At 69.8% G+C, this 16,643-nt stretch carries 15 protein-coding genes and 1 pseudogene; 6 read left to right on the top strand and 10 right to left on the bottom strand.

The window, feature by feature from the left end:
* Nucleotides 1-100: 100 nt before the first annotated feature.
* Nucleotides 101-1,036, top strand: coding sequence for a hypothetical protein (locus tag V6S02_RS14420; RefSeq protein WP_336401397.1), 936 nt, complete (start codon nt 101-103; stop codon nt 1,034-1,036).
* On the opposite strand, the gene V6S02_RS14415 is transcribed toward V6S02_RS14420, so the two are convergent.
* From V6S02_RS14415 to V6S02_RS14390, 6 genes are read right to left on the bottom strand one after another with little or no spacing between them, the layout of a single operon-like run.
* Nucleotides 1,033-2,448: an NtaA/DmoA family FMN-dependent monooxygenase gene (locus tag V6S02_RS14415; protein ID WP_124292489.1), complete on the bottom strand. Its 1,416-nt coding sequence runs from the start codon at nt 2,446-2,448 to the stop codon at nt 1,033-1,035. The genes V6S02_RS14420 and V6S02_RS14415 overlap by 4 nt on opposite strands.
* A gap of 17 nt (nt 2,449-2,465) precedes the next feature.
* A complete protein-coding gene (locus V6S02_RS14410) occupies nt 2,466-3,722 on the bottom strand; it encodes a hypothetical protein (protein ID WP_336401396.1) in 1,257 nt (418 codons plus the stop codon).
* Nucleotides 3,719-4,915, bottom strand: a complete 1,197-nt coding sequence (locus V6S02_RS14405; RefSeq protein WP_240638822.1) for an acyl-CoA dehydrogenase family protein — start codon at nt 4,913-4,915, stop codon at nt 3,719-3,721. The genes V6S02_RS14410 and V6S02_RS14405 overlap by 4 nt, the downstream gene beginning before the upstream one ends.
* A 5-nt stretch (nt 4,916-4,920) precedes the next feature.
* Entirely contained in the window at nt 4,921-5,583 is a 663-nt protein-coding gene (locus V6S02_RS14400) for a methionine ABC transporter permease (RefSeq protein ID WP_141939725.1), read from the bottom strand.
* On the bottom strand, nt 5,576-6,628 hold the full coding sequence (locus V6S02_RS14395) for a methionine ABC transporter ATP-binding protein (RefSeq protein WP_336401395.1): 1,053 nt from the start codon (nt 6,626-6,628) through the stop codon (nt 5,576-5,578). The genes V6S02_RS14400 and V6S02_RS14395 overlap by 8 nt, the downstream gene beginning before the upstream one ends.
* A 30-nt stretch (nt 6,629-6,658) precedes the next feature.
* The gene (locus V6S02_RS14390) at nt 6,659-7,654 is read right to left on the bottom strand and encodes a MetQ/NlpA family ABC transporter substrate-binding protein (protein WP_336401394.1); all 996 of its coding nucleotides are present in this window, start codon (nt 7,652-7,654) and stop codon (nt 6,659-6,661) included.
* 174 nt (nt 7,655-7,828) lie between these two features.
* Here V6S02_RS14390 and V6S02_RS14385 point away from each other — a divergent pair, with 174 nt between their 5' ends.
* Together V6S02_RS14385 and V6S02_RS14380 are read left to right on the top strand one after the other, a co-directional pair.
* Nucleotides 7,829-8,806 carry an ATP-binding cassette domain-containing protein gene (locus V6S02_RS14385; protein ID WP_124292484.1) on the top strand — a complete coding sequence of 326 codons (978 nt, stop codon included), beginning with the start codon at nt 7,829-7,831 and terminating at the stop codon, nt 8,804-8,806.
* Nucleotides 8,803-9,672 carry an ABC transporter permease gene (locus V6S02_RS14380; RefSeq protein ID WP_124292483.1) on the top strand — a complete coding sequence of 290 codons (870 nt, stop codon included), beginning with the start codon at nt 8,803-8,805 and terminating at the stop codon, nt 9,670-9,672. Before V6S02_RS14385 ends, V6S02_RS14380 begins: the two co-directional genes overlap by 4 nt.
* Here V6S02_RS14380 and V6S02_RS14375 read toward each other — a convergent pair.
* Both V6S02_RS14375 and V6S02_RS14370 read right to left on the bottom strand, forming a co-directional pair.
* Complete coding sequence (locus V6S02_RS14375) at nt 9,640-10,614, bottom strand: hypothetical protein (RefSeq protein ID WP_336401393.1); 975 nt, start codon at nt 10,612-10,614, stop codon at nt 9,640-9,642. The genes V6S02_RS14380 and V6S02_RS14375 overlap by 33 nt on opposite strands.
* Before the next feature lie 60 nt (nt 10,615-10,674).
* Nucleotides 10,675-11,661, bottom strand: a complete 987-nt coding sequence (locus V6S02_RS14370; protein ID WP_336401392.1) for a LacI family DNA-binding transcriptional regulator — start codon at nt 11,659-11,661, stop codon at nt 10,675-10,677.
* Nucleotides 11,662-11,820: 159 nt separating this feature from the next.
* On the opposite strand from V6S02_RS14370, the pseudogene manD reads away from it, so the two are divergent.
* Both manD and V6S02_RS14360 read left to right on the top strand, forming a co-directional pair.
* Nucleotides 11,821-13,058, top strand: a pseudogene (gene manD, locus V6S02_RS14365) (D-mannonate dehydratase ManD).
* Entirely contained in the window at nt 13,055-13,588 is a 534-nt protein-coding gene (locus V6S02_RS14360; RefSeq protein WP_336401391.1) for a gluconokinase, read from the top strand. The pseudogene manD and the gene V6S02_RS14360 overlap by 4 nt, the downstream one beginning before the upstream one ends.
* 13 nt (nt 13,589-13,601) lie before the next feature.
* On the opposite strand, the gene V6S02_RS14355 is transcribed toward V6S02_RS14360, so the two are convergent.
* Together V6S02_RS14355 and V6S02_RS14350 are read right to left on the bottom strand one after the other, a co-directional pair.
* Entirely contained in the window at nt 13,602-14,297 is a 696-nt protein-coding gene (locus V6S02_RS14355; RefSeq protein WP_336401390.1) for a TMEM175 family protein, read from the bottom strand.
* A gap of 73 nt (nt 14,298-14,370) precedes the next feature.
* The gene (locus V6S02_RS14350) at nt 14,371-16,080 is read right to left on the bottom strand and encodes an alpha-keto acid decarboxylase family protein (protein WP_336401389.1); all 1,710 of its coding nucleotides are present in this window, start codon (nt 16,078-16,080) and stop codon (nt 14,371-14,373) included.
* A gap of 277 nt (nt 16,081-16,357) precedes the next feature.
* Between V6S02_RS14350 and V6S02_RS14345 the strand changes: the two genes are divergently transcribed.
* Nucleotides 16,358-16,627, top strand: a complete 270-nt coding sequence (locus V6S02_RS14345) for a hypothetical protein (RefSeq protein ID WP_124292477.1) — start codon at nt 16,358-16,360, stop codon at nt 16,625-16,627.
* Nucleotides 16,628-16,643: the final 16 nt, after the last annotated feature.

The raw sequence follows: 16,643 nt of genomic DNA, 5'->3' as shown, positions 1-16,643 counted from the left end.
TCATGTAACACGCATTACAGATTGTCCAGGTTTGCGTCAGAAGTATTCCTTGATTCAGTGAGCGTGCGAAGCTGTGAGTCCTGGACGCGGAAGGAACCGAATGAGCGACGATGCGGTGGACACCCTCGCTCTCGCCCTCGGGGGGAACGACCCCCAGGAGGTCTTGGGCGCGCAGGTCGAGAAGGTGCTCTTCTCGACGGGCAACCTGAGCCGGGTCGTCGGAGTGCGCACCGTCGAGGGTGACGAGGTCGTCGTGAAGTCACGCCCCGATTCGTCACGGCTCGAGGGTGTGCTCGGCGTACAGCGGGCGCTGCACGGTGCCGGGCAGCCGGTGCCGGAGCCGCTCGGCACCGTGCACCGGCAGAACGGTCGGGCCGTCAGCGTCGAGCGCCTCGTCCTCGGCGGCGAACACCGGGGCCCCACCGCCGGCGCCGCGTCGGACTTCGCGGCGGTGTTCCACGACCTCGTGCGGGCGGCGCCGGGCGCGGCGCAGCATCCCTCTCTCCGCCACGACCTCCCCGCCTGGGTGGACTGGGGTGACGATGCCTCGCGGCTGTGGCCGCAGCGCGACAGCCCGGGGGGCGAGATTCGCAGTCCCGGTCCGGCCGACGTCGATGACGCGGGACGCGATGCCGCAGAGGTCCTCCGCACCCTCGATCGTGAACCGGTCCTCGTCCACGCCGATTTCGAGGATCAGAACATCCGGTGGCACGGCACGCGCATCCACGTCGTCCACGACTGGGACAGTCTCGCCCCGCTTCCCGAGTGCGCAGGCGTCGGCGCCGTGGCGGCGATCTGGCCGGCCGGCGTCGTGGCGTGGTGCGCCACGATCGGGCAGGCCGCCGATTTCATCGCCGCCTATGAGCACCACCGCGGCGCGCCGTTCGATGCGGTTGAGACGAGAGCGGCGTGGGCGGCCGCGCTCTGGCATCGCGCGTTCAATGCCCGGAAGGATGCCGCGGACGGCGGCGGCACGCAGCTCGACCTCTTCCGCCGGGACGTTGCGGCGCTTCGCGCCCGCGCCGGCCTCGGCTAGGCCGAGAACCGCAGCGGCTCCCTGCTCGACCGCACCCCGGCGGCTCCGCGATACGCGGCGGCCGGATGCGGTTCGGCCAGGCGCGGCCCCTTTCCGAACAGTCGCTCGCGGAGTGTCTGAGGTTCCGCGGGCCGCTCACGGATGCGCCCGCGCCGACGAAGCTCGGGGACCACGAGCTCGACGAAATCACGCGCGGTGCCGAACGAGTGGTACTGGCGCAGGTTGATGCCGTCCACGCCGTCCTCGTCGAGCCAGCGCTCGATCTCGTCGGCCACGACGGTGGGGGTGCCGGCGACGAAGAATCGGCCCTCGCGCTGCGCAGCGAATCGGTCGAGCACGGCGCCGACTGTGGTCGCGCCGTCGATCGGCCCCATCGCCTCCGGCGGCAGTCCTGCGTCGGCGAGCGCCGCCGCGATTGTCTGCTCCCGAGGGAGGCGCGGGAGGTCGAGCGGCAGACTGGCGTGCGCCAGGATGCCGTCGAGACTCTGCCGCTCGCGGTAGCGGCGCCACTTGTCCGAGGCCTCCTCCTCCGTGCGCCCGACCACGACTCCCGCCTGCACGATGAACTTCACGTCATCACCCGACCGCCCGCTCGCCTCTGCCGCGACCCGCATGTCGGCGGCGTGGCGGCGGAAGTCCTCTGCGGTCCGCCCCCCGGTGAAGACGAGCTCGGCGTGCCGCCCCGCGAACGCGATCCCCGCGGGCGACTGCGTCGCCTGGTACAGCACGGGCGTGCGCTGCGGCGACGGTTCGACCAGGTGCGGCCCCGCCACACGGAAGTGCTCACCGACATGGTCGACGTAGCGCACCATCTCGGGCCGGGTGAAGACGCCGTTCTCGCGATCGGCGACGACGGCGTCGTCATCCCACGATCCCTCCCACAGCTTGTACACGACCTCGAGGAATTCGTCGGCGATCTCGTAGCGCTCGTCGTGCGGGATCTCGTCGGCGAGGCCGAAGTTGCGGGCGGCGTTCGGAAGGTAGGAGGTGACGATGTTCCACCCGACGCGCCCACCGGTGAGGTGGTCGAGCGTCGACATGCGCCTCGCGAACGAGAACGGCGGCTCGTAGCTGGTGGAGAACGTGACCCCGAAGCCGAGGTGGCGGGTGACGGCGGCCATGAGCGGGATCACCAGCAGCGGGTCGTGCGAGGGGATCTGCAGACCCTCCTTCACGGCGGTGTCGGGGCTGCCACGAAAGGTGTCGTAGGCCCCGACGACGTCGGCGAGGAACACGCCGTCGAATCCGCCCTCCTCGAGGATCTGGGCGAGTTCCGTCCAGTACCCGATCTCGCCGTGACGGTGGCGGTTGTTGTCCGGCAGCGTCCACAGCCCGTGGGTGATGTGGCTGACGGTGTTCATCTCGAACAGGTTCAGGATGAGCGGCTTCTTCTCGGCAGACGGGGAGGTCATAGGGCGATTCTTCCGGTTCAGGCTTCGCCGCTGGTCCACCAGGCGACGATCGGGGTGGTGTTGACGAGGTGGTCGCCGACGATGCGCGCCTTGTACCGCGCGGGGTTGTGGGAGGCCAGCGCGCGGGCGTTCCGCCAGTGCCGATCGAGCGCGAGCGACCCACCGAGGGCGCTGGCACCCCCCACCTCGAACAGGTCGGTCGCCGCCTTCAGCACGTTCGGGACGATGACGAGCTGCGCCTGGGCGGCGGCGAGGTCGGCGGCCGCGATCGCGGCTGCCCGGTCATCACCGTGCCGCGACGATGAGGAGGGATGCGGCGCCTCCGCCGCGCGCTGCAGAGCGGTGACCGCACGACTCAGCGCCGCGTCGGCGGCGAAGGAGGCGGCGGAGAGATCGCCGACGACCTCCTGCACGATCGGGTCGTGACGCGGTCGGTCTGCGCTGGCGTGCGAGTACGAGCGGGTGCGTTCCCGGACGAATCGCGTGGCGTCGTCGACGACGGCGCGGCCGATGCCGGTGAGGGCGGCGAGCAGCACGAGCTGCACGAAGGCGCCGGCGTGGCCGGGTGCGGCGGAACGTGCGACGACGTCGCCCTCCGCGACCCGGACGTCGTCGAAGACCGTGGACCCGCTGCCGGTCATCCGCTGCCCGAACCCGTCCCAGTCATCGACGCGCGTGAGCCCGGGGGCGTCGGTCGCGACGAGGACGCTGACCGGTTCGGGCCCGAGCCCGGTCGAGGGATCGGGCGTGGCGAGGACCCCCACCACGTCCGCGAAGAGTGTGCCCGTGCTGTAGAACTTCCGCCCGTCCAGTCGCAGCCCCCGCTCATCGCGAGACAGCGTCGTCGCATACGCGCCGACCCCCGCAGGGCCCCGCTCGAAGGTCGCATTGCCGTGGATCGCGCCCTCGGCGATCCGGGCGAGACGCACGGGCGCGGTGGTGGACGGTTCCGCGTGCAGGGTGCGGTCGACGAAGGCGAAATGGGAGCGAAGGAGCTGAGCGAGGTTCGGGTCGCGTCGGGCGAGCTCGGTGAGCAGCTCGAAGAGGGCGTGGTGGTCGGCCCCGTCTCCCCCGAGGTCGCGCGGCAGCGTGACCCGCGTGAAGCCGGACGCCCGCAGGAGCTCCACCTCGGCGAACGGCAGGCGCCGCTCGTGCTCACGCGCGACGGCTCCCGCGCCGATCTCGTCGAACACCGCTCGGTAACGCTCGACCAGCTCCGGGGTGCTCGCGCGCGGCCCGACGTCGTCGGCCGTCAGCGGGAACGTGATCGTCATGCTCCCGGCGCCTTCCACTCGGGGAGCGTCCCCCGCAGCTCCCACTGCCCGATCGCCCGTGTGCGCTGAAGGACGGGATTGTGCGAGGCGATGGTGCGGACGTTCCGCCAGTGACGGTCGAGGGCGATGCTCACACTCACGGCAGACGCCCCGCCGACCTCGAACAGCCGCGTCGCGGCGTCGAGGATCAGCCGGGGGACGACCTCCTGCAGCCGGTACACCTCGAGCTGGAGCGCGCGGAGCCGCTCGGCACCACCCGCTCCCCGATCCTCGAGGGCGTCGCCGAGCTCGGCGGCGACCGAGAGCACGAGGCGTCGGGAGGCGGCGGCCGCCGCACCCACCTCTCCCACGACCAGCTGCACGAGCGGGTCGTCGGCGGGGAGCGTCTCGCCGGCGAAGCCGAACGTCCGCCGCCTCGGCCGGACGAACGACACGGTGTCGTCGAGCGCACGCTGCGCGATGCCGGCGATCACGGCCAGCAGGGTGAGTTGGAAGACGCTCCCGAGCGCCGCCCACCGGCGCTCGTCCTCGATCGAGGGCACCACGTCGCGCGGGTCGACGGGGACGCGTTCGAAGGTGGTCGTCCCGCTGCCGGTCAGCAGCTGGCCGAAGCCGTCCCAGTCGTCGATGGGCCGGACGCCCGGGTGCGCCGCCGCCACGGTGACCGCGACGCGCTCGCCACCGTCGAGCGCGGCGAGGTGGATCCAGTCGGCGTAGATGCTCCCGGTCGTGTAGTACTTCGTGCCCGTGAGCAGCAGCTCGTCGCCGACCCGGTCGAGGCGGGTCTCCAGACGCGCCGTGCTCTGCCGCTCGGACTGGGCGTTGCCGATCAGGTCGCCGTCGAGGATGCGTCGCCACCACCGGTCATCCGCTCCCCCGCCCTGCGCACGGAGATCCTCGACGAACGCGATGTGTCCGCGCCACAGGTGCCCGAGGCTCGCATCGGCGGCAGACAGACGGATGACGCGTTCGATGACCTCCGCGAAGGCGAGGTCTTCTCCCCCGTAGGCGGCGGGCACACGCAGCGCACCGAACCCGAGGCCGCGCAGCTCGGCGACCTCGTCGAAGAGCAGCCGGCGGTCGCGCTCGCGGTCGACCGCACCGGCGGCCACCCGGTCGAGGAAGGCCGCGAAGCCGTCATCCCTCGGCTCCTCTTCCTGCGCTCGGGCGCTCGGGATCGCACCCGCGTCCACGGCGCTCAATGCAGCACCCGCTTCGCGACGGCATTGCCGATCAGCTGTGCGAGCTGGACCAGGACGATGAGGGTGACGACGACGATCAGCACGGTGATCCAGTCGAAACGCGCATACCCGAACTTCAGCGCCAGGTCGCCGAGTCCCCCGCCTCCGACGACGCCGGCGACGGCCGTCGCATCCACGAGCGCGACGAGGATGTAGGTGAGCCCGAGCGTGAGCGGCCCGAGCGCCTCGGGGACCACGATCGTGAAGAGCACCCGGGCGGGGCTCGCACCCATCGCCGCTCCCGCCTCGATCGATCCCGGGTCGACGGCGACGAGATTCGACTCGGCGACGCGGGCGATCGCGACGCTCGCGACGAGGACGAGCGGCAGCGTCGCGGGAAGCGGGCCGATGCCGGTGCCGAACACGAATCGCGTCAGCGGGATGAGCGCGATCGCGACGATGAGGAAGGGGATCGGCCGGATGACGTTGATCACGAAATTCAGCACCCCGAAGATCACCCGGTTCTCCAGCAGGTTTCCGGGTCGTGAGGCGTAGAGCAGCAGGCCGAGGAGTATCCCGATGATCGCGGCGCCGAGAAAGGCGACGGAGACCATCAGCCCTGTCTCAGCCAGCGCCTGGAAGAAGCGCGGGAGGAATGCTTCGAGGTCGAAATCACGCATAGGTGACCTCCGGGAGTCGCGCCTCGATGAGCTCCGTCACGGTGGTCACGGCACGGAGGCCGTCGAGGGCGCGGTCGATGTCGGACGGGTGACCCACGAGCTCGACGGTGAGGGTGCCGAACGTGCGGCCCTGCAGTTCGTCGACTCCGCCGTAGACGACGTTCACGTCGACCCCGTGATCACGCGCGACGCGGGAGAGAACCGTTCCCGCCCCGTCACCGTCGGCGATCCGCACCTGCACCAGCCGGCCGGGGTGACGCGCGCGCAGTCGATCGAGCGTCTCCGGCGAGGGCACGTGGCGGAGCACCGACGACACGAATCGCCGCGAGGTCGCGTTCCGGGGGGCCGAGAAGACGTCGTAGACGCTCCCGGTCTCCACCACCCGCCCGCTGTCCATGACGGCGACGCGATGGGCGATCTCTCGCACCACGTCGACCTCGTGCGTCACGAGCACGATGGTCACCCCCTGCTCTCGGTTGATCCGCGTGAGAAGCTCGAGCACCTCGCCCGTCGTCTGGGGGTCGAGGGCACTGGTCGACTCGTCGGAGATGAGGATGTCGGGACGCGTCGCCAGCGCCCGGGCGATGCCCACCCGCTGCTTCTGCCCTCCGGACAGCTGCGACGGGTAGGCGAGCGCCTTGTCGGAGAGGCCGACGAACTCGAGAAGCTCCTCGACCCTGTCGACGATCTGCTCTGCCGTGTAGCCGGCGAGCTTCAGCGGGTACGCGATGTTCTTGTACACCGTCCGCGATCGCAGCAGGTTGAACTGCTGGAAGATCATCCCGATGCCCTGCCGCGCGGCGTAGAGTTCTCGCCCGGCGAGGGCGGAGATCTCCACGCCGTCGACGAGGACGCGTCCCGACGTCGGACGCTCCAGAGCGTTGACGGTGCGCAGGAGGGTCGACTTCCCGGCGCCGGAGTAGCCGACGATTCCGAAGATCTCGCCCCGCTCGACGGTCAGGTCGACATCGCGGAGGGCGTCGATGCGGCGTCCCCTGACGGTGAACGTCTTCGAGACACCCTCGAAGGAGATGGCGGTCGTCATGGCCGTGTCCTCTCTGCGCACCGCCGGGGATCAACCCTGCGCGGCCGCGGCTTCCAGGTCGGCGAGCTTGGCGCGGAGGTCTTCGATGTCGACGTCGACCAGCACGGTGTTCCCGAAGTACTCCTCCTCCAGGGCTTCGGCCACCCGGGGGTCGGCGTACGCCTCCTCGACGATCTTCCACGCCGGGTTGTCGACGTCGTCGGCACGCGTGGCGACGACGTTGACGTACGGCAGGTTCTTCTCGTCGAGCGAGTCGTCGAGGAAGAGCGCGTCGTCGGCGCCGATCCCCTGCGACGGGTCGAAGTACGAGGTGCCGACGATGACGGCCGAGAGGCTCGGGTCTTCGAACTGGAGAGGGATGTCGCGCGCGGGAAGCGGCACGAACTGCAGATTCCGCTCGTTGGTCTCGATGTCGTCGACGGTCGGGAAGTCACCCGCGTCGGCGGTGAGCTCGATGAGCCCCGCGGACTCGAGGATGTTCAGGGCGCGACCGCCGTTCGACGGGTCGTCCGGAATCCCGATCCGCGCGCCGTCGGCGAGCGCGTCGATGTCGTCGAGGGTGGCGGAGAAGATGCCCCACTGCGTGATCACGGTCGAGAAGACGGGGGTGATGTCAGCGTCGTTCTCGGTGTTGAAGGCGCTGAGATAGAGGATGTGCTGGAACGCGTTGGCGTCCACGGTGCCGGCCACGAGCTCGGTGTTGGGGAGCACCCAGTCATCGACGTTCAGCCAGTCGACCTCGAGCCCTTTCTCGGCGGCGACCTCGGCGATGGTGTCCTGGAACACACTGTCCTCGGCGGTGGCGATGGTGACGCTCAGGTCGTCGGGGACCGAGGACGCCTCCGCTGCGCTGGCGGTCGGCTCGGTGCTCCCGAGATTCGCAACGATCGCGACGGTGCCGGCGACGAGGCCGACGACGGCGACGGCACCGACCGCGATGGCGGCGGTGCGGCGCTTCTTCTTCTGCGCGGTGAGGGCGGTGCGAAGGTCGCTCTCGCCCGACGGGGTGGGGTTCTCTGCGGACATGATGATCGGTCTCCTGGATGCTGCGGGCGTGGCCTGTGGACAGTCAGTAAACGGGCCGTCCCGGAGGCGTCGCAAAGTGTGACGTCACTGTTCGCAAGGGGGCGTCACACGGCGTCGCACAGCGTCATGTTTCCTCCCTCACGGGATGTCACACGCGAGGAGTAGCATCCGCCCATGGCATTCATCGAGGCCAGAGACCTCGTCAAGACGTATCAGCCGAAGGGCGCGCCCGAGGTGCGAGCGCTCGACGGCCTGACCCTGCAGGTGCCGGAGGGAACCGTCACCGCTCTCCTCGGTCCCAACGGCGCGGGCAAGACCACCACCGTCAAGGTGCTGACCACGCTGATCCGACCCGACTCCGGTCACGCGACGATAGGCGGCGTCGACGTTCTCGCAGACCCTCAGGCGATCCGCCGGATGAGCGGCGCGAGCGGCCAGTATGCGGCGGTGGATGAGAATCTGACCGGGTTCGAGAACCTTCTGATGGTGGGCCTGCTGTATCACCTGGGTCGGCGCCGGGCGACGCAGCGCGCCCGCGAGCTGATCGAGGTGTTCGATCTCGTGGAGGCGCAGAACCGGCCGGTGAAGGGATTCTCCGGGGGCATGCGGCGACGGATCGACCTGGCGGGCGCGCTGGTCATCAACCCACCGGTGCTGTTCCTCGACGAGCCCACGACCGGGCTCGATCCGCGCAGCAGGCTGGCGCTCTGGGATGTCATCGAGTCTCTCGTCGCCGGCGGCACGACCCTCCTGCTGACGACCCAGTATCTCGAGGAGGCCGACCGCCTGGCCGATTCGATCTCGATCATCGACACCGGGAAAGTCATCGCCGAGGGCACGGCCGATGAGCTCAAGGCATCGGTCGGCGGTCAGCGGGTGGCGGTCACCCTGGTCGATGGAGGCGACACCGATGCGGTGACCGAGATCCTCCGGCGTCGCGGCACCGGAGCCGTCGTGGCCGACGGCGAGCGCACGCTCGTCGCGCCGGTGGCCGACGGATCGGCCGCCCTCAGCGGGGTCATGGCCGACGTCGCGGCGGCGGGCATCGAGCTCCACGACGCCGGCATGCGCCGACCGACCCTCGACGACGTCTTCCTTCAGCTCACCGGCCATGCCGCCGAGGGCGCCACGGATGAGGAGGCTGCGGCATGAGCACGACAGCACAGACGAGCGGACCATCCGACGCCGCCCTCGGCACCACCCTCGAGGCCGAGCCGGGGACCGCCCTCAGCCGTTTCGTGTCGGACGGCTACGTCGCGACCTGGCGGAACATCAAGAAGATCGTTCGCGTCCCCGACATCCTGGTCTTCACCCTCATCCAGCCGATCATGTTCGTGCTGTTGTTCACCTTCGTCTTCGGCTCGTCGATCGCCGTGCCGGGCGAGAACTACACGTCGTTCCTCATGGCGGGGATCTTCGCCCAGACGATCGTGTTCGGGTCGACCTACTCCGGCTCGGCGATGGCGCAGGACCTCAAGGACGGGATCATCGACCGGTTCCGCACGCTCCCCATGAACGGGTCGGCGGTGCTGGTCGGCCGCACGGTCGGCGACCTGGTCATCAATGTGCTGTCTCTGGTGGTCATGATGGGCACCGGGTTCGTCGTGGGATGGCGTGTGGAGTCGTCGGTGCCGAGCTTCCTCGCGGGCGTCGGGCTTCTGATGCTGTTCTCGTACGCCTTCTCGTGGGTGATGGCCTTCCTCGGGCTCGTCGTTCGCAGTCCCGAGGTGATCAACAACGCCTCGTTCCTCATCCTCTTCCCGCTCACCTTCATCTCCAACGCCTTCGTGCCGAGCGAGAACCTGCCTGGGCCGCTGCGTGTGTTCGCCGAGTGGAATCCGGTGTCGGCGCTGGTGCAGGCCGCGCGGGTTCTCTTCGGCAATGTGCCGGCGGGGCAGCCCGCGGCGGATGCGTGGCCGCTGCAGCATCCCGTGATCTACGTCCTCGTGTTCGCGGTCGTGATGCTCGTCGTGTTCGTGCCGCTGTCAATCAGACGCTTCGCGACCCTCAGTCGCTGAGGCGGTGGCCTGCACCGGCGCGACGTCAGCGGCGGGCCGCACCATGGCGCCGACGATGACCGCGGGGAGGAGGGGAGCAAGGATCGCGTAGCCGATGCTCGCCGATCCGAAGACCAGCGCCTGATAGGCGGCGATCGCGATGACGCCCGTCGCGAATGCGGCGGCCCCGGCGACCATCCCGACCCGCAGCGGCTTTCCGCGGAACCCGGCCGCTGAGAACGCGATGACCCCGTTGGCGAGCACCGGCGCGACGAAGAGTCCCTGCACCGACCAGGTGAGACTGCCCTCCGCCGAGATCGGGGCGGAGACCGCCACGGCGAACAGAACCGAAGCCACGGCATAGCCGACGAAGGACAGACAGGCCACGACGAGCGCGCGCAGAAGTCGCTCGGCGCGCGCTGGAAGCTCTTCGACGACGGGACCGGGATGGCGCGTGAACCACGCGACCACGACGCTGAAGAGCAGGAGCTGCACGAGCACCTCGGGAAGACCGAGCACGTGGTACCAGAGCGGCAGGGCGCTGTAGACGACGCCCTCGATCGAGGAGGGCGCAGCCGCCGGCGTCGAGAGGATTCCGACTCCGACGAGCAGGAGCCAGAGGTGCAGCCACCCCCAGCGCGCGCTGATCACCGCACGGAAGGGCAGCAGGACCAGCGCGAAGACGACACCTCTGACCACCTGCACGAGCGGTCCGACGAACGAGGCGACCGACCCGAACTCCCGCATGTAGTCCCGGACCACCGGCTGAGCGAAGACGCTCGCGTAGTCGATCGCGAGCGCCGCGATGAGACCCACCGCGAGATAGGTCACGACGTGGGTCGCGGTGACGCGCACGATCCACAGTCCGACCCCCGATGCTCCCCGACCGACGGTCGCGGCGTGCGGATCCGGTGTTCCCGACTGCTCGATCCCTGCCATCGCCGACCCCCGATCCGACACCATCGTCGTGCGATAGGGGGGCGGCCGGGAGCCGAAGGTCCCGCGCGAGGGGATCCGGTCGGCTCAGCGAAGAGAAGGATGCGTCCGCACCGGCCCGGTCGACTCCCGCACGAGCAGGTGCGTGGGGATGAGGGTGGTCCCATTGCGTGGTGCTTCGCCGTTGAGCGTGGCGATCAGCCGACTGGCTGCGAGGCGTCCCGCCTGCTCGGTGTCACCGGCGATGGTCGTGAGAGGTGGCGCGCTGAAATCGGCTCCGAAGATGTCGTCGCAGCCGACGACGCTCATGTCCTCGGGCACGCGGATGCCGCGCTGTCGTAGTCGCTGCAGAATGCCGATGGCCAGGAGGTCGTTGAAGGCCACGCATGCTGTCGCCTCGGTCACGAGCAGCGCGTCAGCGGCCGCCGCCCCTCCGGTGCGGGTGGGCGCGTAGGGTCCGACGAGCGCGGGGCGAAGCTCCTGCGCCAGCACCTGCTCCTCGAACTCCTTCCACCGCCACCTGTTCTGCCATGACCCTGGAGGACCGGCGATGAAGGCGATGGTGCGGTGCCCCAGTGCCTTCAGATGGTCGACCGCCTGCGTGAGGCCGGTGCGGATGTCGATGAGGACGCCGGGAATCTCCTCCTGCTGCCGATTGATCACCGCGAGCGGGAGGGCGTCGGCCGCCGTCGCCAGCGCCGCGGCATCCAAACGGGTCGCAGAGAGGATGACCCCGTCGACGACCTGCGACAGCTGCGCGAGGATCTCGGCCTCGGTTCGACCGGACTCGCCCGTGTCGATGAGCAGCTGCATGAAGCCGGCGATCCGAAGCTGCTCCTGGGTCGACCGGATGATGTCGAAGTAGAAGGGGTTGGTGATATCGGGGACGAGCAGCCCGACCAGGCCCTTGCGTTCGATCATGCGCGGCGCCACCGAATAACCGAGCTCGCGGGCTGCGTCCAAAATGCGTTTCCGCGTCTGCTCGTTGATGCGTCCAGGTGAGTTCAGCGCCCGCGACACCGTCGAGGCGGCGACACCTGCGCGTTCGGCGACGTCTTTCGCAGTGATGCGCACGGTTCCTCACTTCTCGAGTCGATCGTTCTACCCATATTCCACATGTGGCAACGTTTGGCAATTTATTGACGCTTCGTGCCATCCGCGTTTGCATGGCGGCAGTGCAATCTGCGCCTCTGCTGCGCCCACTCTCATCCTGAGAACTGGAAGGACGCCCCCGTGCTGATCGAAAAGGCTGAGGTCATCGTGACCAGCCCCGACCGAAACTTCGTCACGCTGAAACTGACCACCGACGATGGCCTCACGGGTCTCGGCGACGCCACCCTCAATGGGCGCGAGCTCGCCGTCGTCGCCTACCTGCGCGAGCACATCGTGCCCCTGCTGATCGGAGCCGACGCCGCGCGCATCGAGGACACCTGGCAGTTCCTCTATCGCTCCGCTTACTGGCGGCGCGGACCTGTCACGATGGCCGCCATCGCATCAGTGGACATGGCGCTGTGGGACATCAAGGCAAGGCGGCGGGGATGCCCGTGTATCAGCTGCTGGGGGGCGCGAGCCGCAACGGCCTCATGGCGTACGGGCATGCGTCGGGCAAGGAGCTGCCCGAGCTGTTCGACTCGATCCGGGCGCACCAGGAGCAGGGGTACAGGGCGATCCGTGTGCAGACGGGCGTCCCGACGCTCAAGGCGATCTACGGGATTGCCGCCCAGGGCGCCGATGTCGGCGACGCCTCCGTGCGCTACGACCATGAGCCGGCTCGCCGCGGCGCGAAGCCGGTGGAGGAGGACTGGGACACCCGTGCGTACCTCACCCACCTCCCCAGCGTGTTCGAGGCGGTGCGCAACGAGTTCGGTCCCGACATCCCGCTGCTCCACGACGGACACCACCGGATGACCCCGATCCAGGCCGCGCGCCTGGGTAAGGACCTCGAGCCCTACGACCTCTTCTGGCTCGAGGACTGCACACCGGCGGAGAACCAGGAGGCGCTGCGTCTGGTGCGACAGCACACGACCACGCCGCTGGCGATCGGTGAGATCTTCAACACGATCTGGGACTTCAAGGACATCATCCGCGACCAGCTCATCGACTACGTCCGCGGAGCGGTGACCCACATGGGTGGCATCACGGCGTTGAAGAAGACGTTGGAGTACGCCGCGATGTATCAGATCAAGTCGGGCATGCACGGCCCCACCGACATCTCCCCCGTCGGCATGGCCGCGGCCATGCATCTGGGTCTCGCGATCCACAACTTCGGCATCCAGGAGTACATGCGGCACGGCGCCAAGACCGATCAGGTGTTCGAGCAGTCGTTCACCTGGACGGACGGATACCTGCACCCCGGCGATCAGCCCGGACTCGGCGTGGAACTCAACGTCGACGAAGCGGGCAAGTACCCTTGCGAGCAGGCATACCTGCCCTACAACCGATTGCTCGACGGGACGGTGCACGACTGGTGACCGACGCCCTTCACTCCCCCGTCGTCGTCATGGGCGTCTCGGGCGCCGGGAAGACGACCGTCGGGATCGCCCTCGCCGCAGCGCTCGACGTCCCCTTCGTCGACGCCGACGACCTGCACTCCGACGAGGCGCGGGAGAAGATGGCGCGGGGCGAGCCGCTCACCGACGACGACCGGTGGCCGTGGCTCGCGCGCGTCGCCGCGCGGCTGGCCGACGCCGACCAGCCGGCCACGGTCATCGCCTGCTCGGCGCTCAAGCGTGTCTACCGCGATGCCCTGCGCGCCCAGCGACCCGACGTCGCCTTCATCCACCTCATCGGCACCCGTGGCCGGGTCGCGGAGCGGCTGAGCCACCGGGCGGGGCATTTCATGCCGCCGGCGCTCCTGGAGTCGCAGCTGCAGACCCTCGAGCCGCTTCAGGCCGATGAGCTCGGCGCCGCCGTGTCGGTCGAGGGCGATCCCGGCGAGGTCACCCGCGACGCGATCGCCGCGCTGCGGCGTCTGTCGGTGGCGCAGACGCCGACCCTGTGACTCGCCGCGCTCATCAGCGCCGGTCGGGCGCCGATGCCGCGTCGACGAGTCCGAGCGCTCGCGCACAGAGCGTGTGCAGCGGGCCGACGAGGATCATGAGGAAGAGCGCCGAATAGCCGATCTCGGGAAGCGCGATACCGATCACGAGTGCGACGACGAACATCACAGTCGTCAACAGGTCGGCGAGCAGCCCCCGCCGCATGCCGATCTCAGGGATGCGATGGAGCTCGGGGTGGGCCCGCAGGTAGAGGCGGGCGCATGCGAGGGTGAGGCACGTCAGCGCCATCGTGCCGATGTAGACGACGAGCTGCAGGGCGTCTCGACGGGTCTGCCCCGTGAGGGCGGTGGCGACGGGGAGCCACGCGATCGTCAGCATCCACGCCACCGTGATCCACAGCAGCGGGTCGGTCACATGCTCGACGAGGGCGAACAGGCGGTGGTGACTCATCCAGAAGGTGGCGATCAGCACGAAGCTCAGCGCGAAGAGCGTGATCGAGTCCAGGTTCGCGCCGATCCAGTCAGCCGTGGACTGCCCGGCTTCTGACGCATCGCCGATCGTGTTGATCAGGGGCAGGATCAGCAGCGTCATCGCGATGGCGACGACGGCGTCGGTGAAGGCCTTCAGCCGCTCCGCGGAGACGGGAACGCGCGGGCGTCTCGCGGCGGACTCCGTCGGGCCCGCACTCTCGTGCGTCTCTTTCCCGGCCATCGCCGCCTCCCCTGGTCGCTCCGCCGCCAGTCTGCCGTGGCGAGGGGCGGTGCCCGCTACCCCACGCGACCGATCAGCTCTTCGGCCGATTCGCGGCCGCCGCCGCGGCCGCGATCGTCCGGAGCACCGGTGGCACGTCCTGCGGCGGCACGACCGCCTGGATCAGCGTCAGCGACGAGGACTCGCGCGCCTCGGAGAGCGCGGCCCGCAACCCCGCCGCCGTGGCGACACGGATGCCGCTCGCCGACCCTGTGGCATCCATCGCCCTCATCAGCATCACCCAGTCCCACCTGCCGATGTCGTTGTAGGCGGCGTTCGGACCGTGGATGACACGCTCGACCGTGTACCCGGCGTTGTCGACGACGACCACCACGGCGGGGATGCCGCGACGCAGGAGGGTGCCGAGCTCCGCGACGGTCATCTGGGCGGCGCCGTCGCCGATGAGGAGCACGGGGCGTCGATCGGGGGCGGCGAGCGCCGCGCCCAGGACGGCGGGCAGGGTGTATCCGATCGAGGCCCAGAGAGGCTGCCCGATGAAGGTGACCCCGCCCGGCAGCCGATGATCGGCCATGCCGTAGAACGAGGTGCCCTGATCGGCGAAGACGATATCGCCGGGTCGGAGGAAGTCGGCGACCTCGCGCCACAGGGCGTCCTGACCGAGAGGGCTGTCTGCTTCGTCCGCGGCCGCTGCGCCGGGTGCCGTCGGAGCCGTCGCCCCTGCGCGCCCGCCCGCGCCCGTCTCGATGAGGACCTCGGCCACGATGTCCAGCGCGTCGGTCATCGCCAGCGGCGAGAAGAGGCGGCCGTCCCACGAGACCGCCTCGCCGCCGATCTCGACTGCGCGTGCGGGGTCGATGCGCTGCGAGAAGAAGCCGCTGGTCAGGTCGGTGAACTGCACACCGGCCATGACGAGCAGATCGGCGTCCTCGACGGCGGTGCGCACGTGCTCGTCACTGGAGGCCCCCAGGTAGGAGCCGAGGTAGGCGGGCGCCGATTCGTCGACGACGCGACGCCCCCACAGGAGCGTCGCGTGCGGCACACCGAGGGCGGTCACCCGGTGCAGGTGATGCTCGGCTCCGAGTCGGGAGACGAGGATGTCGGCGAGGAGCGTCACGGTCGACGCCTGCGTCATCCGCTCGATCAGGCGGGCACGGAAGTCCGCCGCCACGCCGGCGTCGGTGACCCCGGGATGCTCCGGGAGCGACCCCGCCGGAGGAGAGGCGGGTGCCGCCGCGACGTCGGCCGGCAGCACGAGGTAGCCGGGGAGGCGACGATCTCGGGCCTCGATGATCACACGATCGATCTCGTCGGCGTATCCACGCGCGGTGACCGTGGCGTGGGCTGCCGCGACCTCCGCCGTCATGCGTGCGAAGTGGCCGAAGTCGCCGTCGCCGAGCGTGTGATGCGTCGCGCGCCCCGCCGCCTGGGTGGCCGTCGTCGGCGCCCCCACCACGTGAACGACGGGGACGTGCTCGGCGCGGCTGCCCGCGAGGGCCGCGATCGCGGACAGCTCGCCGACGCCGAAGGTGGTGCAGAGCGCCCCCAGCCCGTGCAGTCGTGCGTAGCCGTCGGCGGCGTACCCGGCGCCCAGCTCGTTCGCGCACCCCACCCACTCGATGTCGGGGTGGGCCTGCACGTGATCGAGGAACGACAGGGTGAAGTCGCCGGGAACGCCGAAGAGGTGCCGGATGCCGGCGCCTGCGAGCCGGTCGAGGAGGTAGTCGCCCACGGTGTAGCCGGTGACGGGAGGAAGCGTCGCCGGCTCCGGTCCCACCTGTGTCATCGTCATCTCCCCCGTTCGCCGACCTCAGCGCCCCTGCCTGGCGCCGCCGCCCTCACGCTAGCGGCGATCGCCGATGCCGCGCCTCGGCCGTCCCGATCGGCGGCGGTCCCCAACTCCTGCAGAACGGGCCGGCGGTCGGTGATGCGCCCCCAAAATCCTCGGATCTCGCCCGAGATGCAGGAGTGAGGGACGCGGCAGCCACGGCGCTCCGCTCACGGTTCCCCCTCGAGATCGCGGCCTCGGCGCATCGGCGGCCCGGCTCTGACAGTATCGAGGCATGTCGAACGCCGCCGCACGCACCCGCAACCCCACCGCCTGGGCCGCCTTCTGGGTCGGGCTCGCCGGCCTCGTCCTCATGCCGATCCCGCTGTTCATCGGACTCATCCTCGGCGGGGGTCTGTCTCTCGTCGCGGCCGTCCTGGTCGTGATCGCCCTACTGAAGGGCCTGGCACGCAGCGGCAAGGGCATCGCCCCGGTGGTCTTCGCGGCGATCTTCGTCCTGCTCACGTGGGGCGGCATCTCCATCGGCGGCGGCACCATCTGGTGACCCGCCTCTCCTGATC

This window comes from Microbacterium sp. CCNWLW134, assembly GCF_037083565.1.
Classification (GTDB): Bacteria; Actinomycetota; Actinomycetes; order Actinomycetales; family Microbacteriaceae; genus Microbacterium.
This window is presented reverse-complemented; position numbering and strand designations above follow the sequence as displayed.